Genomic DNA, 23015 nt, shown 5'->3' with positions numbered 1-23015 from the left:
AATACCTGAAATTCAGTAACCTTTGCAGTGTACTAATCCAAGAAAGTATGAAAAAGCGGGAATTTTTGAAGAAAACCTTAGCAGGTTTTGGTACGATCGTGGCAATACCTGTGATGGCCTGTGACACCAAAAGTGATCTTAAGGGAGATGATCCTGCCTGTGAAGTTTCACCGAAAGAAACTCGGGGCCCTTTTCCCAATAAATCACCTGCGGAACTGATGCGAGCGAATATCGTAGCCGATCGACAGGGTATTGCGCTTCTGATCAATCTGAAAATCCAGGATCAAAGCGTGGGTTGCTCGCCGATTACAGGTGCTCAGGTAGATATCTGGCACTGTGATGCAGAGGGATATTACTCTGAATATGGCAATCACCCGCTCCAAAAAGCAGATTTTACAAAAGTTTCATTTCTCAGAGGTCGTCAGACTACTGATGCCAATGGCGAGGTTTCTTTCATCAGTATTTTTCCGGGATGGTACCCCGGTCGCGCTCCCCATCTTCACGTAGATGTGCTGAGAGAAAACAAAATTGTTCTGAGTACCCAGATTGCATTTCCGGAGAAAAGTACATCGGAAGTCTATGCCAGTCGGGGATACAAAGGCAAGGAAGATACTCCAAACGAAACAGACGGGGTTTTCCGTAACAGCTTGGCAGGCAATATGGCCGACTCGGTGTCCGGAAATCTAAATGACGGCTTTACCTTGACAAAAGTGATTACGGTGGGATAAATCATCCTTGGGCTCTTAGACTCTCCCCGTCTCACCCGTGTAATCGTCGGAAAACCAAGGGCGAAAGCATAGTTAAACTTCCAAATACCAAAAATGTATATCGAAATGCCTGATGAATAACTCCTTGGACTAGATGTACATCACCTTCAAAAAGTTTGAGAAGAATTAAACCAAATGCTACTCCAAACCCAATGGCCAATTGTTGATTGACTGAAATCAGAGAATTTCTGCTGCTGGTATGTGCGAGTCGGAGATCAGCGAGTGAATTGGAATTCCTGGAGGTAAACTGGATGGAATTGAAAATTCCCAAACCTTCCTCCACAATTAGGATAATAATTTTTTTAAAAAATAGTTCAACTTATGTAGCTGACAATTATTGGGAGATGTATTGAATGCTCAACTATCTGCCAAGGTATTGCCTGCCTAATTTGCCCCATAAATGCGGAGGAACTGATTTTCTGCTTCGACGGTTCCGATCAGTATGATTTCAGCGCCTTCTTCCATTATCATCTCTGGTTCAGGGTTGATGGTCATTTCTTCACCGGTTCGAATGGCAATGATCGTACACCCCGTCTCTTTTCTTATCGAAGATTCTTTGATAGTTTTGCCGGTGAGTTGTTTGGGGATTTTTACTTTGATCAAATCGAGGCCCTCAGCCACCATCATGATATCACTTCGTTGCAACAAATTCAATATGGTGTTTGCACCAAGGGAAGCATATGACATGACAAAGTCGGCACCTGCCCGATGCATATTTCCCAAATTCCTTTCAAGAGTCGAGCGAGTGATAATTTGGATATCAGGCCGAATCAATCTACAGTAGATGGTTAAGTACACATTGACATCGTCGTCATGGGTAGTGATGATCACGGAGGGAGACTCCATAATTCTGGCATGGTGCAGTACTTCCCGATCTGAAGCATCACCAACAATCGAATTTCTTACGCCTTTGACCCGAGAGGGATCTTTTTCAACAATCTTATAGTCAAGATTTCTTACAGACAGGGCTTTTCCGGTAGCCCGACCGACCCTTCCTCCTCCCAAAATCAAAACAGGTGCATTTAATTCTCTTTTCACACCAAATGTCTTGTTGTAAAGTTCCATCTGATCTCCCGAACCTGCCAAAACCAATACGGTGCTTTGGGAAATGAGAGTCTCAGGCCTGGCGGTTTGGAAGTTTCCCCGCTCCCAGATTCCAACCACACTGACTCCGACTTTTTGCCTCAGTTCGGTCTCCTTTAAGGTCATTCCAACCAAAGCTGATCCGGTGACGAGGGCTTCGGCAATCTGTAACTCCCCAAAACGTCCAACCACATGCGCACAGGCATCTCCGGCATTCGCTCTTCGTGATAGTATTAAGCCCATTATTTCTCCTAATTGAAGAACATTATTGCTGCCTGCGAGCTTTAGAATATCTACAGCTGCATCGGTATTAGCCGTGGAGATAATGGTGACCTCCTTATTGATTCCTCTTACTGTAAAAGCAACATTAGTATTGAGTACATCCGATTCTGTCGTCGCTACCATGGCGGCTTTTTCAACTCTGGCGTTTCTGTAGGTTTGGGGATCAACCAAATCTCCCAGCATGACATTTATCCCCATTTCTTTCAGACGTAGCCCTTCTGCTAGATCTGCTACCAGAACAACGTATTCGTAATTAAACCGATGAAGCTTTTTGATCAGCGGTTCGGTGATCGGGCCGTAGCGGGTTAGAATAACATGCCCTTGAATGGTTTTCGGAAGTTCTCTGGGAACACGGGATTGATCCTGTGCCTTTATCCAAGGAGAATAAAAGAAGTTGATAAAGGTAAATGGGAACAATACCAATAAAAACAACATCCCCGACAGTAAGACCACTATTGAAAATAATCTTCCAAAATCACTGTGGAATGTGATGTCTCCAAATCCAAGCGTAGACATCACGGTAAGTGTCCAATAGAATCCCGTCAACCAGGAAAAGGTCTGTCCTTCCCTGAGCATCAAAAGATGAAAAATCACAGAGAATACCGTAATCATTCCAAGGAGTACCAAGAGAAAATTAAACAGTAACCGTAAGTTTTTTCGGTCAGGCTTATTCTGTAGCAAAAATGAAATCTGTGCTCCTAGAAACTTCATACTATGATGAGTTTTTATGCTGAAATCTTGCTAATTAAAATGAAATCTTGCACACCTGTCTTAGGTGGAAAGGCATGGCACAAGCGTCATAAACTGGTACATTATTCACACTGAAGGAAGACAGGTCTGACTACTTTAATCAAATTATACTTTGATAAAAATAATGGAATAATTTAGTCTTCATGAAATTTATGTCGAATCCGGGGATGACGGAAAAATGAATATCTGATGATTTCCTCAACGGAAACTGATACATTTTCAGAATAATTTTCCGGTATTCGCTTTTGTCAGCTGATAAAATCGCTCAAGTTTGGCAAACATGCATTTGAATACGATTTATTAATAAGTTTTTCAGCGCTGTTTCTGCCCAAAGTATCGGATCAAATCACTTTCCGCTGCAAGATACCCAAAGGAGGAAAATGCTTTATCGTCGACTAATTCCTGCATCATTTTTCTTGCTTGAGCGGTATCTCCATTGTATAGAAACCAATTGGCTACCCCATAGCGAATCGCGTCATTGGAGGGGCTCGCAGGTCCATCCGGCAATAGGGAGTCCACGGGGATCCAGCCTTTGTAAAGGCGACAGAGATCGGCATAGCTTTGATTTTCGATTACGGTGGAGTCCTGATGGATGGGGGATAACATGGACTCAGCTTTTTGGGAATTGCCGAGCCGCCGCTGAATCATGTAAAGCCAGTGTGTGCTTGAAACAATATTATCATAGTGATTGCCACTTTCCCGACAGCGCAGATAAGCGGTATTGGCTTTTTCATATTGATGGCTGAGGTAATAGGCCAATCCCAGATGATACCAAATGTTGCCGTGTAAGCTGCTTACCGGAATATTCAGCGCATTGGGCATGCCGTCGGGTTCAACCTCATCTGCGGTTCCCTCGATCAATTGCGCAGCCTTTTCAAAATCTGAAATCGCGCGATCGTATTCCCTGATACTGATGTAGCGGTGTCCCCGATGTCGGTAGAGTCTTGGGTCATTGGGGAATTTCTCCAGACCTCTCGTGTAGATGGCTATGGCTTCCTGATACTGCCCAAGGTAGGCTGTCCGCCGCCCAAACCAGATGAGGGCATCCACATTCTCAGGATTGGCTTCAAAACTTGTTTTTGCTTCCTGATATTGAGCCAAAAGCTTTTCAGAAGGCACAGGAATAGGGAAGGTTTTTCCCAAAGGAGTAGTGAAGATGGAATCCTGCAGGATTTGGTTTTCAGATAGATCACCTGCATCTTTTTTTTGGTTACAGGCGATCAACATAGAGAAAACAGCGACCCAAAGAAGGTTTTTCATATTTTTTGTAGCTAAGGCTTTTTCAGAGCGGTCGAGGATACTCCTCTCCCAAAAGAATCAAGTTACTTAGCCTTGAGCGAATTCCAAATTCATTTGGCTGTAAAGACAATCTGTGATTTTAATTTCGATTAAAAATCAACTCAACCCTTTCATGGAAGCCAATTGAACGATTATTTACAAAGGTGATCTTCTGACTAGGCGAAATGATGAAACTCTGGATTTGTAAAATGTGGAAGGAGTCACTGTGTTAGATTCTTCTGATGGGATCGACAAAGAAAATGTTTTTGGGTTTCACATGATTGTCAAAATAACCGGTTTCCATCAACTCCAAAAGCAATGCTCCACTTGTGGAAGATCCCACAAAACTGATTTTTGTATAGCCCAGATTTTCCAATAACTCAAATTCCCGAATAATGGCGGCACGCCAATCTTCCCACTTGGAGGCTTTGAAATCTTCATAGCTGCGGCCATGCCCATCCAACAAGAGAGTGGAAACCCGATAGTCCGCATCGGCTGACCAATCCACAAATTCCTGCCACTCAAAGGTGGAAGCAGAGTAACCATGGGAAGCGATCAAAATGTGTTTGTCCAGGTCTTCAGCACTCGGATTCGGAAATTTTGCAGAGGCCAGGTAATCCTCAGGGGAATAAAGGGAGGGGTCAAAAATCACATTCCCATCAAGAAGCGAGTCATTGATTTCCGGTGCATCGCTGCAAGCAGAAAAGAGTAAAACAGCCAAAAAGAGAGGACCCGCGATCAATATGTTTTTCAAGGGAGTTTTCATGTGTTTATAATTTGATTTTTAAAGGCCACATGGAATCTTCGCATGCATTCCCCGATAGTTATCGGGGCATCCCTCTGTGTGACACCGAAGGGTCATGCTTGATTTCATTTTTTATTTTCAAAAAGTTTGTAGTACAAGGTCAAATGGTAATACAGCGGCTGAAAGGTACCGGGAGTTTTGCTTTCCTCCTGCATATTGACATAAAACCCAATTCCGGTGTTCAAGGAAAATGGGAACTGCTTTGGCGAATAATTCAAGCCCAATTCAGGTGCCAGGAGAAAAGCAGAAGATGGGAGTTGGGCAAAAATATCCTCTTCCAAATCAGTAGTCAAATAACCCGTATTCAATCTTCCGACAAGATGCACTTGGCGCTTTTTGAAGAAATGCCAACTTCCCGAAAATATATAACTGTCTTGCTTGAGTGCATTGGAATTGAAGGCTGATCCAAGTCGTGAAGTCACAAAATCAAAGCCCACAAAAAGCCGATCCGGTTTGAAATTCGCAAAGGAATACTGGGTAGAAACCCCATTTTCCCAATACATCTGATGGGTTTTCTGAAGGCGAATGCCCACATTAAACTGTTGCGCCTCTACTATGCCGGTATAAAATAGAAGGATAAATAAAAAGTAATTCTTCATAAATAGTTCATCAATATTTCGCGATAACTAATACTTTGAAATCGCTTAGAAATCGCTTAGAAATCCAATCAATTTCAGGGACTTCCCAACAGGCCAAATTCAAGCTTTGTCCCCAGCTGGATGGAATTCTACATCTCAATATTCCGATCAACAAGTAATTGAATCACCCGATTTTCACTCAAGTTTATGTAGCGAATTACAAATCAGGTTGGATGGAAGAGTGTTTTACAAACTATGCTCAGGTGGGGATCAATCCTCCAGATCCAATACAATTTTAAGGTTCTCCTTGACTTTTTGAGAGAGTTCGTTTGACAGACTTCCGATTCTCTTAAGCAGTCTTTTGTTGTCGATAGCCCGGATTTGATCAATCATCACATCGCAGTCTTCAATGACTCCTGCGACACCTTTTTTGAGCTGAACCCTCAGAATTTTGCTTTCGGGTTTTACATTCGTGGTAATGGGGCAGATTAAGGAGGAGGGGTGAAATTTGTTCAGCAGGTCACTTTGGATGATAAGAACGGGTCTGGTTTTTCCTGCCTCAGTACCAAATCTTGGGTCAAGATTTGCGAGCCAAATCTCATTTTTTTTAGTAGTCATACTCCTCTATATCGTCAAATTCCGAAAGTACTTTCATCGATTCTTCGCTTACAAGATTGGACTCAAAGGCAAGTCGCTTGGAGAGCAGCTTTCTTTTTTGGATTCGGTTGTAGTACTGAATTGCCTCGTTGATGTACCGGTTTCGCGGCTTATCAAGTGCTCCGATTACTTCTTCAGTTTCCTGAAAGATCTGATCATCAAGTTTGAGAGAAAGAGTTTTCATTTTGCGAAGAGTATGTATGTATCAAAAGTATATACTTTGATGGAGTATTTCAAAAGATAAAATTTGAATTATAGCTCTAAGCCAGGAAAGGAATACAGATCCATAAGGTGCCAGGCTATTTCTAGGTATTGTAATTTGTTCTAAAGCGAATTACAAATTCGTAATGATAGTCGAGCATTTTGTAAACTACGCTCGGGCAAGCCTCAAGCTACACACAGGCGGGGCAAATTATACCTAGGCCAGTATTCCAAGCCTAGCGTTGGCCGTTAACTTTGAAATAACCTAGTGTACCACTGCGACATTCTATCAGCACCGCGCCACCTTGATTTTTTTCAATATTGCATGCAAACTCCTCGAGCGTATGAATTCTTCGATTGTTGGCTTCGATGATGCCGATTACGTAATAGCCAAAGGCTGGAATGCAGGAAAGTGAAACAACAAGAGTCAAGTGGGGCAGGCATTCAATCGCAATACCATTGTGCTTGCGTACCCAACTGCCGAAAGCTACCTACTTCAATCCTTGCTGGCATGATTGTGGATATAGTCGAACTGTAATATTTCTTACTTATGAACTTAAAAAGAATTTTCGGAGCCATACTTACAATTTTGGGTATAGTAGGACTTATTTATGCCGCTGTTACATTTGCCAATGAATCAGCAGACGCTAAAGAAATGATTGTGTTTGGATCATTAGGTCTATTATTTTTCATAGCTGGTATTGGCCTTGTCAAAACCACCAAGGATGAGGTCTGAAATGTAATTGTAAGTAAAAATCAAAAAATCTGTTACCCTTAGGAGATTTGAAATTCAATTGAATGCTGGATTCAATCCAGATTGTATTATTGATTGAAATCCGGAATCGCTTTTACATAGGATTTTCAACTATTGTAAAACTCGGTTTGATAGAAAGGTTTAGTTATAAAAGTTAATGCCTATGGCTAGGCTATAACGCCAAACTACAGTCAGACTGAGGATTCGGATCATAGTTTCTGAAACAGTTCTTCGGAATTGTAAAATCTGGGGAACGGGTAAATCAGTCTTTGAGGAATTTTTTGAATTCAGTTGGGCAAACTCCGCTTAGGCATACTAGTTGGATCACTTTTGAATGAGAAGAAACAACTCATCGGTAGAAATTAACCTTTTCCAGTTTTTCTTAGCTAATCCCGCAATAAGCTTTTTGTCTCCCGTCCATAATTTGGCCTTAGCATGCTCAGACAGAGCTACAAATTCTGTATCGTCAATGTCTATATCCCCCACAATGGTTTCTGCCATAGCGAAAATTTCTATCGGTATCAATTTGATGTTAATGAACCGGATTTTTTGAGTAATCAGACGTATAACTTCATCAAGTTCAGAATCCGAATACCCAGAGATAAGTTTTAATTTGGTTTTGTGTTCTTCTAATTCCTCCAAAAGTTGATGGGTGGAGTAAAAATTTAAATTGGTTTTTGGATGGAGGATAATCCTTCCAATTTTGCTGTTGCTATTCAGTATTGCGCTAAAAGCAATATTGGTGTCAATAACAATTCTCACAGTCCCAATTTATTCTTCGTTTTTTCCCAGCGACCTCTTTTTATATCACTGACGAGATGGTCTACGTCTTCTTGAGTAGCCTGCGACTTACTTGATATCTCCTTGTATCGGAGCAAATCCGTCAAATCCTGCATATCGTCCACATTGACTGAGGCAGGAATCCGAATAATCACTTCCTTCTTTGTCCGTTCGATTTTCATAGCTAGCTTTTTTTAAATATACAGGATTCATAGGAAAAGGTTGATTTGTAATTTGTCCTAATTTGACTTTAGAAAAAATCCGAAGGATTGCTACTTTTCATGACCTCCGGTGACTGAAAGGAGCCGGAGGTTAAGGTGATGGTAAGTCTTGAGAGCCCCGAAGGGGTGATTTAATGTATTGAAAAACAAGTTTCACCCTTGCGGGGCTATTGTTTGTTGTTTTCAGGATTTACTACGGGTTGGACCCCCGGTTAGGAATGGTTAGGCTCCTTCGGAGCCGAATTCCCAATTGAGTTAGTCAACTATTCATTTGGAATGGATATAGCGAATTACAAATTCGTTTGGATATAAAGGCGTAGTTGCAAACTACGCCTAGACCAGCGTTCAAACTACACTCAGATGGGGATGGGGAGCAGGCAGGCAAACTTCGCTCAGGCAAGCGGCCAACTGCACTCAGGAGGGCAGCACCCGCGGTCATGAATGGTTGGGCTCCTTCAGAGCTGGCTTCTCATATTGGATTAGTCAATTAGTCGTTGGGAATGGAGAATTTAGTTCAGATCTAGTTTAGCCAAAAACTTGATTTCCTTAAGTTTTTCAAATCACCAGACTACCTTTAGACCGACTCCGCGATAGCGCTGGATGTTTTCATCAGCTGTGATAAGAGTCAGTCCATGGCTTAGCGCTTGCCAGATCAGCATTCGGTCAAAGGGATCTTTGTGAATGGAAGCATCGAGTTTGAAGATCGTCGTTGCATCAGCCAGGTCTAGATTCAACTGCCGGAAATCAAAGTATTGGTCAAATCCCGCTTTTAGAATTTCTGGATTATGGCCTTTTAAGTCTAATTTTCCCGACTGGAATTTCAAACCGATTTCCCAAAAACTCACAGCGCTCAAGAAAATCTCATTTTTTGGATCAAGCAGAATCTCTTTTGCCGCTTTACTGAGTTTGTCGTCTTCGTAGGCTAGCCACAAGATAACATGTGAGTCGAGTAGGTACTTCATAGCCCAAACTCTTCCAATTCTTGATCAGACCACTGAAGGTCTTCTTGGTTGATGGTCGCTCCTTGCGTATTGAAAAATCCGAGGGTTCGTTTTGCCGGTGCCGATGGTTCCAGGTTTTTGCCAAAATAACCGACCAGATCGCCTGATTTACCTTTGATGACCTTGATGGTTGCGCCGTTTTTGATGAGTTCTACCACCTCCGAAAAGCGTGCTTTAAACTCTCCTATGTGCATCGTCAGTGTCATTGTTGTCTGATTTTAAGCTAAGTTAAGTCTTACTTGACAAGTTGTCAAGGAAAAGTTGGGTTTGGGAATAAATCAAAACCAATTTGCCATTGGCTAATGCACTCGGATTACCAATAATCCACTTCTATCAATCCTTTTATTCCAGAATAATTTCTAGCACTGGAATAAAGATAATCCTCTGGTTTTTCTACTAAACCTGCTCTGACCGGATTCTCATGAATATAGGTCATCCTACTTTCTATCATCTCTGGCCGATGTAACTCGATGGCATGGTTTTCATGGGTCCAAAACTGCAGATCTCCTGAGCGCTTTTTGAATTCAGCATGATATTCAAAGATCATTTTTAGCCATTCTTTTCGGCTTTCATCTGTTTATAATCTGTTTTTATTGGTCAGATGGAATGCCCTAATAAATCTTTTGACAGCGTGAGAATTTTGTCAGGGCATTTCCTGTGAATTCTCAAGAACCATTTTTAACAGTTTCTTACTCGTAAATTTCTTAAAATCTCGTACCCAATCCGATAATTTTCCATCCTTTTGCTGAACAACCAGATGAATGTGATTGCTCATGATTACATAACCATACAAATACAATCCCTTCTCTTTTCGGGAATAGGGTCAAGTTTTCAAGAATGAAATCCCGGTAGATTTTCCGTGTGAAGACATCAGCCCAGCCCACGACCTGAAAAGTCAAAAAATAAGGCATTTCTTGGTCCCGTATCTGATATGCTTCACCCATAAAAGAAATTTACATTTTGACCCTCAAATTGCAAAGACTGCTACTTGTAATTGCTTTGAAGGTACTCAGGACGCTGGGTGTAGTTTGCAAAACACCCAAATATTCTAACCAATTTTTAATTGGCTAAATATCTAAATTGATAATTTCTGGCGAATTACAAATTCGTTTGGATAGTCGAGCAGGATCGAGCGTCAAAAAAGCTTCAGTGAAGCTTTTTAGCGAGAGGCCAGCTTGCAGGGAGGGGGATCTACGCTCAGGCCAGGGCCAAACTAGTCCATCGTTTAAACAGCCAGAAAAGGCAGTTTTAAAAAATCCGATACCACAAATTAAGCCCGGCACTTGGGAAAATTGGAAATACAATTTCATCATTGTATTGTGGATTGGGGCCAATTTCTTTACTTCTACTTTTAATTCTCGTTATTATTCCTGCGTCAAGGCTAATTCCGATTCTTTTCGAAATATTAAACTCTCTACCAATTCTCGAATTAATTAGCCATGTCAAAGTTCTTAAGCTAGATGTTTCGTCCTTGTACAGAACCAACCCACTCCTTAAATACCATGACCTTCTGGTACTGAGTTCGGCCTTTCCGGCAAAGTGATAAAAAAATTCACCAGTAAAAATTTCAGGTCTATTTGTTCCTCTTCTTTGAGCGAAGATTGTACCGAATCCAATGCCATATTGCATTTGATTTTTTTGAAACCTAATACCAATATCAGAAGATTCATTAGGTCCAATTCCAATTGAAACATTCAGCCTTTTCTGATCTTGACCGAAACTTAGGTTTGAAACGGAAATTAGAAACAAGAGTAATAGATACGATTTTGGCATTGTTATAATCTCTTACACATTTTTATTTTTTTAATATTGTTGTGATCTCTGATTTATTATTATTTCTTGACAAAACCAGCAACTATGAATACCCCCCTCGCGGTGTAGTTAATTTTAGGTCTAATCTGGCTGGGATTTGCAATTCTACCCTCGTATTCTTAACAATTTTAAATTGGTTCAAATCCATTTGATTTTCATTTATAAGCAAATCCCCCCTGAGAGCAGTTGACTTCTTTTTGCATTGAAGCTCAAATAGACGCTGGGTGTAGTTGGCAACTACACTCAGCGCTCAAATAATTTTTTTAAATCACTTCACAAACAACACCCCAATTCCCTTCTCACTTGCCAGTTTATTGAATGCCGGTACAGCGGTTTCGATTAGGCGTTTGCCTTCGGCTTGGAGGGGTTTCCACTGGTCCATCAATTCAGTGTAGCGGGCTTTGGTGCCTTCGTTGATTCGAGGGATGCTGCTTTCTCCATGGTTTAGCATAAACATAAAGTTGGCGGTGAACTTATTCGGGAAGTTCTCCACATCATCGTAGGCGGTGGACTTGCGTTGTACCATGTCCTCATCCCAGGCTTTGAGTTCCTTGATCAGCTTTTCGCCTTCGGTTTTTAGGGCAACATACTCGGCTTTGCCTTCCAGTTTTTTCAGCAATTCGGCCAGCTGATCCTGATAGGATTTGGCTGTATTGACCATCGTGTGCATGGTAGTGACATCGGCTTCCAGTTTGCTCATCCATTCGTGGTAGGCTTGGTAGTCGGCCGGAGTCAGGTTGTAGGCAGGGATATCTTTGATGATGGCTTTGGTTTCGGCAGTCTCGGCACCTGAACTAATCCTCAGCGTGTAGATGCCCGGTATGGCTTTGTGTCCCCGATAGCTGGACTCAATGTATGCAGTTGGAACCCCGGGCATGGTAGGGTAGCGGAGATCCCACACGAAGCGGTTGACTCCTTTTTTCACAGCGATGATAGGTTCGGGTGAAGGTCCGCCCGGATAGGATTGGAAGTCGGGGTTTTTCTTGGAACTGATCTTTCGGACCAGGTTTCCCTTTTCATCCAAAATCTCCAGGGTTAAAGCGGTCGAATCGCTCAGGGTCTTCGGAAGGTGGTAGTAGATCACCATGCCATTGGCCGGGTTGATTCCCTGAAATGGATCAGTTCCCTTGAATCCATCCAGGTTGCCGTTCATCGGGCTTCCCCAACTTCCCAGAATTGTCTCCTCAGGCGTGTAAATGGTGATTTTATCGGCTTTTGCCTGGATCTCCCGCACCAGATTCAGGTCATCGAGAATCCAGTAGGATCGTCCTGCTGTAGCCACAATTAGGTCATTGTGGGCGACTTTCAGATCGGTGATCGGAGTGAGTGGCAGGTTAAGTTGGAAAGGAGCCCAATTCGTACCACCGTCTTTGGAAATGTACATACCCGTTTCGGTTCCTGCGAAAAGTAGGTTTTTCACCTTCGAGTCTTCTCGCACTACCCGGGTAAAGGCCCCGTAAGGAATTCCCTTGGAGATATTGGTCCAGGTTTTTCCGTAGTCCGTGGTTTTGAATAGCGCCGGGGTGTAGTCGTTAAACTTGTACCTTGTGGTGGCAATGTAGGCAGTACCCGGATCATGGGGGGAAACTTCGATGGCATTGACTAGGCATTCGGTCAGGCCTTTTGGAGTGACATTGGTCCAGGTTTTTCCGTTGTCTCGAGTGAGTTGGACGAGTCCATCATCCGAACCGGTCCAGATCACTCCGGCTTCGTGAGGGGATTCGATTACATAGGCAAGAGTACCATAGTTTTCTGCACCCACGGCTTCGTTGGTGTAGGGTACACCGCCTTTTCCTTGTTTGGCTTTTTCATTTCGGGTCAGATCGGGTGATACTTCCGTCCAGGTTTTTCCCCAATCCTGAGTTTTCAGCAGCACTTGGGCCGCATGGTAGAAGGTGTTTGGCTCGTGCTGAGACCAGATGATCGGCGCATTCCAGTTGAATCGGTATTTCATGTCCTTGGCATCCATGCCGAGGTATTGGATTGGGGCGGCCATGATGTTGGTTGAGCCCTGAGTCTGCATGTCGAGTACCTCGATCGTGCCCTGATAGCTTCCGCCGAGGACGTATCGAGGATCATCTGGATCGAATGCCAGGAAGGCGCTTTCACCCCCTGCGGAGTAGTTCCAGTGTTCCTGAGAAATCCCACCACGGCCCAAGCCAATGCTGGAAATCACCACAGAAGTATTGTCCTGCTGACCTCCGTAAATGCGGTAGGGAAACTGATTATCGGTGTTGATGCGGTAGAATTGGGCGGTAGGCATATTGCTTTGGGTAGACCAGGTTTTACCGCCATTGAAAGAAATGGAGCCTCCGCCGTCATCGGCGAGGATCATGTTGTTGGCGTTTTTGGGATTGATCCAGAGGTCATGGTAGTCGCCGTGTGCTCCGTCGATGTTTTCGAAGGTTTTTCCACCGTCAATTGATACCAAAAACGGCGCACTCAGTACATAGACTTTGTGCTCGTTCACGGGATCGGCAAACACTTCGATGTAGTACCAAGCCCGCTGGGTGAGTTCGTTGTCTTTGTTGATCAGAGTCCAGCTTTCGCCCGCATCATTGGAGACGAATAGTCCGCCGAGGTCCTTTTCGGTATCGCTTTCGATCAGTGCGTAAACTTTGTCGGAATTGGCTCGGGAGACGGAAATGCCCATTTTTCCTTTTTCTTCAGGAAGCCCCTTGTGGATTTTCTTCCAGGTTTTGCCCGCATCAGTGGACTTGTACAGGCCCGAACCCGGACCTCCGGAGATCACCTGCCAAGGCAGACGCTGGTGCTCCCACATCGCAGCGTACAGAATCTCAGGATAATTCATGTCCATAGAGAGTTCGACTGCCCCGGTTTTGGCATCTACGAAGAGGACTTTTTCCCAAGTCAAACCACCGTCAATGGATTTGTACACGCCCCGGTCCTCATTGGGTGCGTGAAGTGCTCCCTGAGCGGCGACATAGAGGATATCAGGATTAGTTGGATGAATCTGGATTCTGGAGATATGCTGGGTTTTCTCCAAACCAAGCTTCTTCCAGGTTTTGCCCGCATCTGTGGATTTGTACATGCCATCGCCGTAGGAGGTCATCACGCCACGTGGCGCATGCTCGCCCATACCGACGTAGACGATGTTGGGATTGCTTTCGGCGACAGCAACTGCACCGACCGAACCTGTGGTGAAAAATCCGTCAGAGATATTCTCCCAATGCTGTCCTGCATCGGAGGTTTTCCAGACTCCGCCACCCGTGGTACCGAAGTAGTAGGTAAGTGGATCATTGACCACCCCTGTGGCAGCGACCGAGCGTCCACCTCGGAAAGGACCGATATTTCGGTATTTCAGAGGGAGGGAAGTATCGAAAGTTTGGGAATGGGCGGTGATGCTGCTGAGCAGCAGCAGGAGGGATAAAAAACGTTTCATTTTTCAATCGGTGGTTTTGAAACGATAAGATATGGAAAAGGCGAAAGAAGTCAATATTGTCCGGTGTCAGATGACAGATGTCCGATGATTGCTTCGTCAAAATTTAACCATTAAGGCATTTTGGGAATTAAGAATTGAATTTTTTAGCGGTTTAAGTTAAAGTAATCTTAATGCTCTAAATTTCTTAATGTTTAAAAAAACAAAAGCATAAAAAAGGCATGAATCCTTTCGAATCCATGCCCAATAATTGGTTTAGTATCAATTCTTAATTACCCCTGCCACTGCTTCTGCTTGGAGTGCTGCCGCTTGTGCTTGGAGCAGCAGGAGCAGATTGTCTGGCAGGTGCAGGTGCTTTTACTTCCGATGAATTACCGCCACTCTGTATTCTTGAGGGCTGAGTCACTTGAGTCCTCGCCGGTTCGCTGCGATTCACCGGAGCCTGGACCCGGGCCGGAGTTTGGGCTCGCTCCTGAACCTGAGTTCTGGCAGGTGCTTGTGCAGGTCGGGACTGTTGTACAGATTCGCGGGCTGGCGTACTTGGCTGAGTTCTCTGTTCCATATTTCTCACTTCGTTGCTAGGCCTGCTTGGAGCAGCAGTCGTCCGCTGACTTGGGTTTGGCGTCGGTCTGACCTGAGTAGATCTGGCCGGAGCTTCCTCCCTGCTTCCTGAGCTTTGCACCCGACTGGGAGCAGTGTATGTGCTTCGGCTGCGTGAATCATCAGGCATTGGCGTAATCACAGGTCTTTGAGTTCCCTGATTTACCGCAGGATTACTTGATCTGCTTGGGGTAGTTCTCTCAACTGTTCCATCAGTATTTATCGAAGATCTGCTTGGAGATTCCAGGGTTCTTCCACCAGAAGTCCCACTTGCTGCACTTGTCCGGGATGGGGCGTTGAGAACCTGAGAGGATCTGCCGCCTCTTGCCTGATCTGCTTCCAATATTCGGGAAGGTCTCGCGCCTACAGTTCGATCTCGGGACTCCTGAACTTCAGGTCTGTAGACATTGAGCGTGTTTCGGGATACGGAAGTCCGACCCGGCGTATTGCTTGCCTGAACCTGATAGACCGGCACATTTCTGCGGGTTACCTGCTGCAATTCTCTACGTGAAGGGCCGGTCACATAAGTCTGATTGTTATAGACATAGGTGTTGTTGATGATGGTAGTGTTGTTATAGATTCTCACCCTGGTTCGGTGAGGTGCATAGTATCTGTAGGCATGGTGATGATAAATGCGGTGCCTGGGAAGAAATACCCAGTGGAAGCTGCTATAATTTCCTATCATGTTAAAGGAAGCGCCAGGTCCAAGAGGTGCCCAACCGTAATAGCCACCACCTGTTCTCCAGCTCACCCATGCCGGACCCCACTGATACCCGGGGATCCATGCCCAGCTGCGGAAGTAGTCATCAAAGTACCATCTTCCATAGTGGAAAGGAGCCCATCCCCAGTCAAAATATGAGACCCAGGTATTGCCATACTCGGTCATGACCCAGTGTCCGTCCGTTCCATAAGGGTGGAAATTTTGGTCTACCGCAGGAAGCCAGATGTAGCCATGCCGGGCATCCCTTACCCAATCCCCGTAGGGTGCAAGCTCATCGTAGAAAACCTGAAAGCTCACACCGTTATAGGATTCTGCAGTTGCATTTTGCGAAACCAAAAGGCCGGCGAGGAGAAATACTCCCACTACCAGGCTGTTTAACCATCTAGAGACAAAGTTCGTTTTCATAGTAATTGTGGTGTAGAAGTGGATCACTGAAAGGGCTTAAGTACTTGAGTAGCTAATTTTAATTAGTATGCATCAGCCTTTGACTAAGTAGATGCGGGTTAAGGACTGAAGGTTGCACTTGGCTTTAGATTATTTTGATAAGTTTTAAAAATTTATTCGCAAAACATCTGAATAAAGTTTGGTTGTTTTTAAAAATTGCCTAATAATATTTTAGCTTCATTAAATAATTCAATGAAGTTTTGATCTAAAAAAATTAAATTTTAGAAAACCCTATTTTTCTTTGTTAATACTTTCGGGGAATTTGGCATCAAAGACCGGGAAGGTGCTTTAATCCTTCCAATTGATTTGTCTGAATACAATCTCACGGTAATTGTCCCGTTCGTAGATAATCCCGATTTGCGTGTCATTGAGATTTACCAGATCCGAATAAGCGGTCCAGCTTTGCTTTTCATGTCCTGAGGCCCTGTCTACTACGATAGTTTTGCTCCAGGTTTTTCCTTCATCGAAGCTGATTTTCACACTCAGATTGTTACGGTCTTTGGGGTCTGAAGGATTGGAATGCGCGAGGATAGTCTTGCCGTTTTCTGTTCCGAGGTTCAGGATCGAACCCTGACAGACTGGATCGGGTAGTTGACTTTCGAAGTACGCCTCATCCCAAGTCTGACCTCCGTCGGAAGAAAAGGCCAGAATTCGGCTTCGAATGTCTCCTTTCTGATTTCGGATACTCATAATCATTCGGTCATTGCTGAGTTCGGCGGCGATGGATTCATTGGATCCGTCGATGTCCACAGATTCGGACAATTGAAAGCTTTTGCCATGGTCATCGGTAAAAAAGCCATGGGCTTGATATTCCGCGAAATTTTCCCGGGGATTGCCGACGGAGTGATTGGCTGCCACAAAAATTCTTCCCTTGTATTTTCCGCTTTGAAATTGAAAAGCATGTCCGGGAGTATTGGCATAATGTCTCCAGTCCGCCGGGTTTTTATAGTTGGGATTGAATTCCGGATTATTGGGCCGATGGACTTGAAGGGTGATATTCTGTGGTGCTGCCCAGGTTTTTCCCAAATCAAAAGACCGCATCATCCAGACTTCCCTTACCCCGCGATTCATTCGGATATCGTACTCATGGTTGTTTCCGGTATTGTAAAAAAGGTAAACAACCCCCTGTGGGTATCTGGGGTCCAAGAGGTCGACCACAGGTGCAGGATTGCCCGCCTGAAGGGAATCATAGTCCAAAAGAGTCTCAATGCCGGACCAGGTGATTCCTTGGTCGGAACTTCGTTTCATGACCAGATTGACATCTCCGTAGTCGTCGCTGCCGTTGACTCTGCCTTCGGCAAAAGCCAACAGCTCACCATTCGGTAATGAAATTATTGCAGGAATACGGTAGGTGGCGTGTCCTTCCTGCCCTGAAACAAATACAAGCTGCTCCTGTGCAAAAAGAGAAAAAACCAAAAGCGTAACCAATAAGGAAGTGCAGACGAATTTGTGGAACATGAGAGGTGTGATGGCTTGGTATGGACAAATAAAAAAGAAATCTAAGTAATGACTTATCAAATTTCAAAAGGGCAGAAAGATTTTCAAGTCTTGCAGATTGATAGTCAGGCTACCCATTCTGCCCGGCACCCCGTGTCTGCAAGCGATATGTTTTCAGTGCAAAAGCGTAATGTCAGATCGATTTTTGCCTAGTCGGTAAATATCAGATGATTTGAAATTCAGCCTACCGGATTTGCTCCAATTTCTCATTTTTTTACCCGGAAAAGAGATCATTCAATCAGCCTTTGATTCAGCAAATGGATTTATTGAATCAGATAATAAATGGAGAATTTTTTTGAAAAATCTGAACTGTAGCTTTTCAAAAAAAAGCCATGAGATATCTGAAATATTCAATTTTCATTCTTTTCGGAATTCTTTTGCTATCCTGTGGAAGCAAAACAGAGGATCCGAAACCAATAGCCGAAGGTTTTATCCGGTTTAAAGTCAATGGAGTCCAAAAGGAATTTAAGACAAACCCGGTAACGCCGATGTCATTCAGTTTTGACTCCAATGGCCCGGTGCACAATGCAATTCTTCAGGTTTTGGGGCCTGGAAGTACAGGCACAAGTAATTTTATTCAGTTCAATGTGTGGAATGAAAAAACCTTTGAACTCAATGTGGATTACCAGATGCAGCAAGCCATTGCCTATCGTGGAGTTGGTATAGCCCGGATTAATTTCACTTATGCTGATGAACAGGGTCAGGTGTTTAATGCTGTTTTGTTAAAGCAAAACCTTCCGAGTATTGTGGTCAAAAATGATGCGACCGTTCGATTTACCAAAATAACCAAGGATTGGGCAGAAGGCACGTTTACTGCGATTTTGATCGGCCCTGTCACCACCTCGGGTATTGGTAATCAGGAGCGGATTATCTCAGAGGGTCAGTTTAGCATCAAACTGGTAAACCTGACCCCCTGAGTAAGGAGGGCGCAAAAGAGCGAAAAGATTTTTTACCACAAAGGTTAAAGAGGAAAGAGATCGGGGGATTTGTGCTGGAAATGAACTTCAAAGATTATCGGCTCGGGTGGCTTTTTCAAGGTCGCGGAGGTATTCGCTTCGCTCTTTGATGCGGGTTTTTACCACGGAGTTTTTTTTAAGCCACTAAAGCCGCCAAAAAAAAAAGGACTTTGCGCCTTTCCGTCTTTCCGAGATTTTTTAGTGAATAGGATGGGGCTGAGGATTGGCTTCTTTCCCGCAAAGGACACGAAGGATCTCAAAAGAGATTTTTTTAAAAACATAGAAACATAGGGAAACATAGCGTTCTCTTTCTCAAGGAATTTGCTATGCTTTCTATGTGACCAATGTACTTCAGGCTGTGTAAGGAATCAATCCTTCTCAAGGCCTCAAAGTGAAAAGGGGCAAGCTTTTTAAAATTTCACCGCAAGTCCCAGGTTGAGGTAGGATACGCCGTAGCCCAATTCTGCAAAGCCGGCCAAATTATCGCTGAAATAATAGCGCGCTCCTGCGAATAGTGTCAATCCTGCAGAGTTGCCGAAATTTCCGCTATTGCCCGAGTTGAAACCCGTATTGTCCTCATAGCTGTAGTTGAGCAAATTATAACTCGCCATCACTCCGCCATAGAGATCGAGGTTTTCCTTATCAATTCCTGTAAAGTGTAATGCCCCTCTCAGTCCGATGATGGTGTAATTCCACTTTGATTTGGACTCGATAGTACCGGATTTGGTTTCCCAACTGAAACTCTTGAAGCCTACATATCCTCCAAGACCGATGACTCCCACGTTGCCTGCCTGTGCGATTCCCTGTTCATACATTAGGCTGATTCCGGGGATTTGGGTGCTGTAGTCAAAACTCCCAAGTGAGCTACCGATGCCGATTCCCAAAGAAGCCACTTTGGTGCCTTTGTCAAAAGATTGTGCCCCTGCTGTGCTTGCCAAGCTCAGGATTAATCCCAGAAAGTAAAATTTTAGATTTTTCATACTATGAGTAAGGTTTTAAAAAGGGAAGTTATTTCTCACTTTATGATTTTGCTTTCCAGATTTATTTGTTGGGGTATTTTCCTTATTTCATGCCCAGAATTGCTCATTTTTTGCAAATTTTCCCTACATTTTTGTAATCTATTTCCCAGCAGATGAAGCCATTGTCTTTTTTTATTGTTCTGGTGCTTTTTGTATGTCCGGCTTGGGGCCAAAAGCAAATCGATTCACTTCGGAATGAATTGAGAAAATCCGGACTGCCGGACAGTACCCGGGTGGATATTTTTAACGACCTCTCATTTTATTTTGCGGGAGTTGACCCGGTCATTGGACTCAGCTATTCCGATTCAGCCTATTCATTAGCAAGCAGCTTGGGATTGGTCGCCCGCGCTACTGCTGCAGTCAATAACAAAGGGGTGAATTATTGGTATCAGGGCCAAGACACCCTGGCTTTAAAAGCCTATCAATCGGTGATGATTGCCCATCAAAAATCCGGAAACCGAAAAGGTCAAGCCAGTGCCATGAACAACATGGCGCTCATCAAGTACAATCAGGGAGATTACCGGGGTGCACTCGAAAATCACGAAAAAGCCACTGCTATTTTTGAAGACTTGGGATTACGGAAAAATATCCTAAACAGTCAAATGAATACCGGCGTGGTATTTCTGGCCTTGGCAGATTATCCCAAAGCGATAGAATATTTCCTGAAAGCCTTGAGCTTGACCGAAGCAGGAGATACGTGGGAGCTCGGGAATCTCTTTACCAATCTTGGCCTGGTTTATAAAAATCTGAATGAATTAGAGAAATCTGAATCATATCACAGAAAAGCAATCGAACTCTATCGAAAAGAAGGATACAAGCAAATGGAGGCCAGTTCGATGGGGAATCTGGGTGCGATTCTTCAAATTCAGGGTAAAAAAAGTGAAGCGGGAACTTTGTTTTTGGAGGCATTGAGGCTGAACAAGGAAATCGGCAACAAACGAAGGATAGCTTCTGACTTTACAGCCTTGGGCAGCCTATTTTCGGAAAATAAGGACTTGGACAAGGCCAAGAAATACCTGGACAGTGCGGCTAATTTTTATTCAGAAATCAGTGAGAAACTCAGTTTATCTACTGTATTGCTTCAATTGGCAAATCTTGAAAAAAGTGACTGGGCAGGAAATGATTTATCAAAGGCACTGGAATTGGAGCAGAAAGCTTTGACACTTGCACAGGAAACGGAGTCACTTGAGGCGCAGCGATCTGCCTGGAAAGCTATGGCTGAAACCCAAAAAGGGCTTGGCCAATTTCAAAAATCATTGGAATCCTATCAGAATTTTCAGGCTTTTCAGGACAGTATTTTCAATGATGAAAACGAAAAGAAGCTTCTTGGTTTACAGATTGGATATGAGTTTGAAATGCGGGAAAAGAAATTGACTGCTGAGTTTGAGTCCGAAAAGCAACTGCTTCAACTGGAAAAAGAAAGTGAACGGCTCAAAGCCAGTCTGTACCTGCTCGGAATCGGAGGGCTATTGCTCATCGCCGGAGGCGGATTGTGGGGATTTAGGAAGCATTCAAAAAACAAACGGAAGAAGCTGGAATCCGAATTCCGGGCTCAGGTAGCCGAATTGGAGTTGAAAGCCCTCAAAGCACAGATGAATCCGCATTTTATCTTCAATGCCCTGAGTTCGATCAGTAATTTTTTACTTAAAAATCAAGCTGAAGAAGCAGATCGGTATCTGACACGCTTTTCACGCTTGATCCGAAGAATCCTCGAATATTCCGACTTAAGGGAAATATCACTCAGTGAAGAAATCATCCTGCTTCAGGATTACATTGCCATCGAAGCACTCAGATTAGATAAGAAGATCGATTTTGAAATCCAGATTGGAGAGGGAGTGGATGAAATGCACTTAATGATCCCGCCCTTACTTTTGCAGCCTTTGGTAGAAAACAGCATTTGGCATGGCATAGCCCATATTGAAGCACCCGGATTGATCACCCTCAAGGTTCACCAACAGGAAAACTCCTGCCTCTTGGTATTGCGGGATAATGGATCTGGGATGAAAGAATTTGTGGAAATCCCCGAAAAGCATCAATCCATGGGGATGAAGCTGGTGAAAAACCGTCTTGATAACTTGAATATTGAAAGTAAAACTAATGCCTGGTCAATTTTTTGGGAAAATCTATCCCCTGGATTTGAGGTCCGACTTACACTTTCCCAACCTAATTCTGTCCCATTCACATGATGAACTGCGTAATTGTCGAAGATGAGCCTCAGAGTGCAGAGCGGCTGATGATTTTATTGGGAAAATATCATTTCCATCATATTCATGTGGAAAAGTGGCTGAAAACTCCGGAAGAGACCTTGGAATATTTGGGTAAAAACTCACCGGATTTGGTGTTTTTTGATGTGGAAATCAGAGATCAAACGGCCTTTGAGCTGATGAGTCAACTGCCCAAAATTGAATTTAAAGTAATTTTTACCACAGCACATGAGGGATATGCGCTCAAGGCAATCAAAGTGTCTGCTTTGGATTATCTGCTCAAACCTATCGATCAAACCGAGCTAGCCGAGGCAATCGAAAAAGTAGAGAAGAGTAGAGAAAAATCAGATTCAGTCAAACAGATATTGGATTTGATAGCTGATTTGAAAAAAGAAAAACTCCCGTCAAAAATCGGATTGCCGACACTTTTCGGTCAGGAATATGTGACACCTGAGGAGATCATCCGCTGTGAGGCCGATGTCAACTACACCCATATTTTTTTAAAGGGAGGGAGAAAGTTGACCGTCGCAAAAACGCTGAAAGAATACGAGTCCTTATTGGCTGATCAGGGCTTTTTTCGTGTGCACAATTCCCATTTGGTCAACCTCCGCGAAGTCAAATTTTACAACAAGGGCAAGGGAGGTTTTTTGATTCTCAAGGATGGGTCTGAGGTGGAAGTGGCCTCCCGACGAAAAGAAGCCCTGCTTCGGGCTTTGTAAGGGGATGAGTTTAATTTCTTATTAAGATTAAAGGTGCAGAAAGTATAAGACGAGTTTGCAGATTTCTTCCGACTGGTGTTGGACGGACATTTTTACCTTTGGCTCCCTGCGGAAATCGGTCAGCCCGTGGTAGCCTCATTCACATTAGTCTTTTTGGTGATGGTGATTTCGGGCTGGATTCTTTGGTGGCCCAAAAACAAATGAAGAAACCCTCACGCAGGAGTGAAGCAGTAATTCCAGCTTAATTTGATCTGTTTATAATTTGTTTTTCATTGGTCAGATGCCCGCCTGTAGTCGGACAGGGAATCTCGCAGGGTCGATAATCATCCCAGTGTTTGACTTTTTAGTCACGCCTGCCTGTAGCAGACATGCTCGATTTCAGGAGCTTTTCTGATTCTCAGGGGGTTCGGATCAGCTTTTATAGGCCCTGTAAAATTTGTATTCAACAGATTATCAAGGTGGTAATTCCATTTTTATTCATACTTC

The 23015-nt window shown here is 43.8% G+C and carries 23 protein-coding genes and 1 pseudogene; 6 read left to right on the top strand and 18 right to left on the bottom strand.

The window, feature by feature from the left end; translation table 11 throughout:
• The first annotated feature begins 47 nt into the window (after positions 1–47).
• Complete coding sequence (locus tag BLQ81_RS03425; RefSeq protein ID WP_092728545.1) at positions 48–728, top strand: dioxygenase family protein; 681 nt, start codon at positions 48–50, stop codon at positions 726–728.
• A 31-nt stretch (positions 729–759) separates the two neighbouring features.
• Here the strand turns inward: BLQ81_RS03425 and BLQ81_RS03420 are convergent, their stop codons facing one another.
• The 7 genes from BLQ81_RS03420 to BLQ81_RS03390 all read right to left on the bottom strand — a co-directional run bounded on the left by BLQ81_RS03420 (position 760) and on the right by BLQ81_RS03390 (position 6384).
• The gene (locus BLQ81_RS03420) at positions 760–1050 is read right to left on the bottom strand and encodes a hypothetical protein (RefSeq protein ID WP_217636640.1); all 291 of its coding nucleotides are present in this window, start codon (positions 1048–1050) and stop codon (positions 760–762) included.
• A gap of 101 nt (positions 1051–1151) precedes the next feature.
• Positions 1152–2843, bottom strand: coding sequence for a potassium channel family protein (locus BLQ81_RS03415; RefSeq protein ID WP_092728544.1), 1692 nt, complete (start codon positions 2841–2843; stop codon positions 1152–1154).
• Positions 2844–3194: 351 nt separating this feature from the next.
• Entirely contained in the window at positions 3195–4142 is a 948-nt protein-coding gene (locus BLQ81_RS03410; protein ID WP_139183558.1) for a tetratricopeptide repeat protein, read from the bottom strand.
• A gap of 247 nt (positions 4143–4389) precedes the next feature.
• Positions 4390–4926, bottom strand: a complete 537-nt coding sequence (locus tag BLQ81_RS03405; protein WP_175454166.1) for an alpha/beta hydrolase — start codon at positions 4924–4926, stop codon at positions 4390–4392.
• Between the two features lie 104 nt (positions 4927–5030).
• Positions 5031–5564, bottom strand: a complete 534-nt coding sequence (locus BLQ81_RS03400) for a hypothetical protein (RefSeq protein ID WP_092728542.1) — start codon at positions 5562–5564, stop codon at positions 5031–5033.
• Between the two features lie 249 nt (positions 5565–5813).
• On the bottom strand, positions 5814–6161 hold the full coding sequence (locus tag BLQ81_RS03395) for a type II toxin-antitoxin system PemK/MazF family toxin (protein WP_092728541.1): 348 nt from the start codon (positions 6159–6161) through the stop codon (positions 5814–5816).
• Positions 6151–6384: a ribbon-helix-helix domain-containing protein gene (locus tag BLQ81_RS03390; protein ID WP_092728540.1), complete on the bottom strand. Its 234-nt coding sequence runs from the start codon at positions 6382–6384 to the stop codon at positions 6151–6153. Before BLQ81_RS03390 ends, BLQ81_RS03395 begins: the two co-directional genes overlap by 11 nt.
• A 567-nt stretch (positions 6385–6951) precedes the next feature.
• On the opposite strand from BLQ81_RS03390, the gene BLQ81_RS03385 reads away from it, so the two are divergent.
• On the top strand, positions 6952–7137 hold the full coding sequence (locus tag BLQ81_RS03385; protein ID WP_092728539.1) for a hypothetical protein: 186 nt from the start codon (positions 6952–6954) through the stop codon (positions 7135–7137).
• A 342-nt stretch (positions 7138–7479) separates the two neighbouring features.
• Here BLQ81_RS03385 and BLQ81_RS03380 read toward each other — a convergent pair whose 3' ends face one another.
• From BLQ81_RS03380 to BLQ81_RS03335, 10 genes are all read right to left on the bottom strand, one after another.
• Positions 7480–7917: a putative toxin-antitoxin system toxin component, PIN family gene (locus BLQ81_RS03380; protein ID WP_175454165.1), complete on the bottom strand. Its 438-nt coding sequence runs from the start codon at positions 7915–7917 to the stop codon at positions 7480–7482.
• A complete protein-coding gene (locus BLQ81_RS03375; RefSeq protein ID WP_092728537.1) occupies positions 7914–8117 on the bottom strand; it encodes a hypothetical protein in 204 nt (67 codons plus the stop codon). The genes BLQ81_RS03380 and BLQ81_RS03375 overlap by 4 nt, the downstream gene beginning before the upstream one ends.
• Positions 8118–8716: 599 nt before the next feature.
• A complete protein-coding gene (locus BLQ81_RS03370) occupies positions 8717–9118 on the bottom strand; it encodes a type II toxin-antitoxin system VapC family toxin (RefSeq protein WP_092728536.1) in 402 nt (133 codons plus the stop codon).
• Positions 9115–9363, bottom strand: a complete 249-nt coding sequence (locus BLQ81_RS03365) for a hypothetical protein (protein WP_092728535.1) — start codon at positions 9361–9363, stop codon at positions 9115–9117. Before BLQ81_RS03365 ends, BLQ81_RS03370 begins: the two co-directional genes overlap by 4 nt.
• Positions 9364–9470: 107 nt before the next feature.
• A complete protein-coding gene (locus BLQ81_RS22615) occupies positions 9471–9704 on the bottom strand; it encodes a hypothetical protein (RefSeq protein ID WP_245693156.1) in 234 nt (77 codons plus the stop codon).
• A 96-nt stretch (positions 9705–9800) separates the two neighbouring features.
• Positions 9801–9932: a hypothetical protein gene (locus tag BLQ81_RS22610; RefSeq protein ID WP_245693155.1), complete on the bottom strand. Its 132-nt coding sequence runs from the start codon at positions 9930–9932 to the stop codon at positions 9801–9803.
• Between the two features lie 473 nt (positions 9933–10405).
• The gene (locus tag BLQ81_RS21925) at positions 10406–10906 is read right to left on the bottom strand and encodes a hypothetical protein (protein ID WP_139183557.1); all 501 of its coding nucleotides are present in this window, start codon (positions 10904–10906) and stop codon (positions 10406–10408) included.
• Positions 10907–11237: 331 nt separating this feature from the next.
• Positions 11238–14372 (bottom strand): VPS10 domain-containing protein, encoded by a 3135-nt coding sequence (locus BLQ81_RS03345; RefSeq protein WP_092728532.1) that lies wholly within the window; start codon positions 14370–14372, stop codon positions 11238–11240.
• Between the two features lie 265 nt (positions 14373–14637).
• Positions 14638–16095 carry a DUF6600 domain-containing protein gene (locus BLQ81_RS03340; protein ID WP_092728531.1) on the bottom strand — a complete coding sequence of 486 codons (1458 nt, stop codon included), beginning with the start codon at positions 16093–16095 and terminating at the stop codon, positions 14638–14640.
• A gap of 327 nt (positions 16096–16422) precedes the next feature.
• Complete coding sequence (locus tag BLQ81_RS03335; RefSeq protein WP_092728530.1) at positions 16423–17592, bottom strand: sialidase family protein; 1170 nt, start codon at positions 17590–17592, stop codon at positions 16423–16425.
• Between the two features lie 371 nt (positions 17593–17963).
• Here BLQ81_RS03335 and BLQ81_RS03325 point away from each other — a divergent pair, with 371 nt between their 5' ends.
• Positions 17964–18548 (top strand): hypothetical protein, encoded by a 585-nt coding sequence (locus BLQ81_RS03325; RefSeq protein ID WP_139183556.1) that lies wholly within the window; start codon positions 17964–17966, stop codon positions 18546–18548.
• Between the two features lie 449 nt (positions 18549–18997).
• On the opposite strand, the gene BLQ81_RS03315 is transcribed toward BLQ81_RS03325, so the two are convergent.
• Positions 18998–19567 carry a hypothetical protein gene (locus tag BLQ81_RS03315; protein WP_092728526.1) on the bottom strand — a complete coding sequence of 190 codons (570 nt, stop codon included), beginning with the start codon at positions 19565–19567 and terminating at the stop codon, positions 18998–19000.
• Between the two features lie 152 nt (positions 19568–19719).
• Here BLQ81_RS03315 and BLQ81_RS03310 point away from each other — a divergent pair, with 152 nt between their 5' ends.
• The 3 genes and pseudogenes from BLQ81_RS03310 to BLQ81_RS03300 all read left to right on the top strand — a co-directional run.
• Positions 19720–21792 (top strand): tetratricopeptide repeat-containing sensor histidine kinase, encoded by a 2073-nt coding sequence (locus BLQ81_RS03310; RefSeq protein ID WP_092728525.1) that lies wholly within the window; start codon positions 19720–19722, stop codon positions 21790–21792.
• Entirely contained in the window at positions 21789–22529 is a 741-nt protein-coding gene (locus BLQ81_RS03305; RefSeq protein WP_092728524.1) for a LytR/AlgR family response regulator transcription factor, read from the top strand. The genes BLQ81_RS03310 and BLQ81_RS03305 overlap by 4 nt, the downstream gene beginning before the upstream one ends.
• 48 nt (positions 22530–22577) lie before the next feature.
• A pseudogene (locus BLQ81_RS03300) lies at positions 22578–22730 on the top strand (PepSY domain-containing protein); the annotation flags it as partial.
• Positions 22731–23015: the final 285 nt, after the last annotated feature.

It is taken from the genome of Algoriphagus alkaliphilus, from assembly GCF_900103735.1.
Taxonomy (GTDB): Bacteria; Bacteroidota; Bacteroidia; order Cytophagales; family Cyclobacteriaceae; genus Algoriphagus; species Algoriphagus alkaliphilus.
This window is presented reverse-complemented; position numbering and strand designations above follow the sequence as displayed.

Coding starts and splice junctions, on each gene's coding strand:
- BLQ81_RS03415 (WP_092728544.1), bottom strand. CDS start 2,843: ATGAAGTTTCTAGGAGCACAGATTTCATTTTTGCTACAGAATAAGCCT.
- BLQ81_RS03305 (WP_092728524.1), top strand. CDS start 21,789: ATGATGAACTGCGTAATTGTCGAAGATGAGCCTCAGAGTGCAGAGCGG.
- BLQ81_RS03425 (WP_092728545.1), top strand. CDS start 48: ATGAAAAAGCGGGAATTTTTGAAGAAAACCTTAGCAGGTTTTGGTACG.
- BLQ81_RS03370 (WP_092728536.1), bottom strand. CDS start 9,118: ATGAAGTACCTACTCGACTCACATGTTATCTTGTGGCTAGCCTACGAA.
- BLQ81_RS03365 (WP_092728535.1), bottom strand. CDS start 9,363: ATGACACTGACGATGCACATAGGAGAGTTTAAAGCACGCTTTTCGGAG.
- BLQ81_RS03335 (WP_092728530.1), bottom strand. CDS start 17,592: ATGTTCCACAAATTCGTCTGCACTTCCTTATTGGTTACGCTTTTGGTT.
- BLQ81_RS03390 (WP_092728540.1), bottom strand. CDS start 6,384: ATGAAAACTCTTTCTCTCAAACTTGATGATCAGATCTTTCAGGAAACT.
- BLQ81_RS22610 (WP_245693155.1), bottom strand. CDS start 9,932: ATGAGCAATCACATTCATCTGGTTGTTCAGCAAAAGGATGGAAAATTA.
- BLQ81_RS03385 (WP_092728539.1), top strand. CDS start 6,952: ATGAACTTAAAAAGAATTTTCGGAGCCATACTTACAATTTTGGGTATA.
- BLQ81_RS03340 (WP_092728531.1), bottom strand. CDS start 16,095: ATGAAAACGAACTTTGTCTCTAGATGGTTAAACAGCCTGGTAGTGGGA.
- BLQ81_RS03395 (WP_092728541.1), bottom strand. CDS start 6,161: ATGACTACTAAAAAAAATGAGATTTGGCTCGCAAATCTTGACCCAAGA.
- BLQ81_RS03410 (WP_139183558.1), bottom strand. CDS start 4,142: ATGAAAAACCTTCTTTGGGTCGCTGTTTTCTCTATGTTGATCGCCTGT.
- BLQ81_RS03310 (WP_092728525.1), top strand. CDS start 19,720: ATGAAGCCATTGTCTTTTTTTATTGTTCTGGTGCTTTTTGTATGTCCG.
- BLQ81_RS03375 (WP_092728537.1), bottom strand. CDS start 8,117: ATGAAAATCGAACGGACAAAGAAGGAAGTGATTATTCGGATTCCTGCC.
- BLQ81_RS03405 (WP_175454166.1), bottom strand. CDS start 4,926: ATGAAAACTCCCTTGAAAAACATATTGATCGCGGGTCCTCTCTTTTTG.
- BLQ81_RS03325 (WP_139183556.1), top strand. CDS start 17,964: ATGAGATATCTGAAATATTCAATTTTCATTCTTTTCGGAATTCTTTTG.
- BLQ81_RS03400 (WP_092728542.1), bottom strand. CDS start 5,564: ATGAAGAATTACTTTTTATTTATCCTTCTATTTTATACCGGCATAGTA.
- BLQ81_RS03315 (WP_092728526.1), bottom strand. CDS start 19,567: ATGAAAAATCTAAAATTTTACTTTCTGGGATTAATCCTGAGCTTGGCA.
- BLQ81_RS22615 (WP_245693156.1), bottom strand. CDS start 9,704: ATGATCTTTGAATATCATGCTGAATTCAAAAAGCGCTCAGGAGATCTG.
- BLQ81_RS03345 (WP_092728532.1), bottom strand. CDS start 14,372: ATGAAACGTTTTTTATCCCTCCTGCTGCTGCTCAGCAGCATCACCGCC.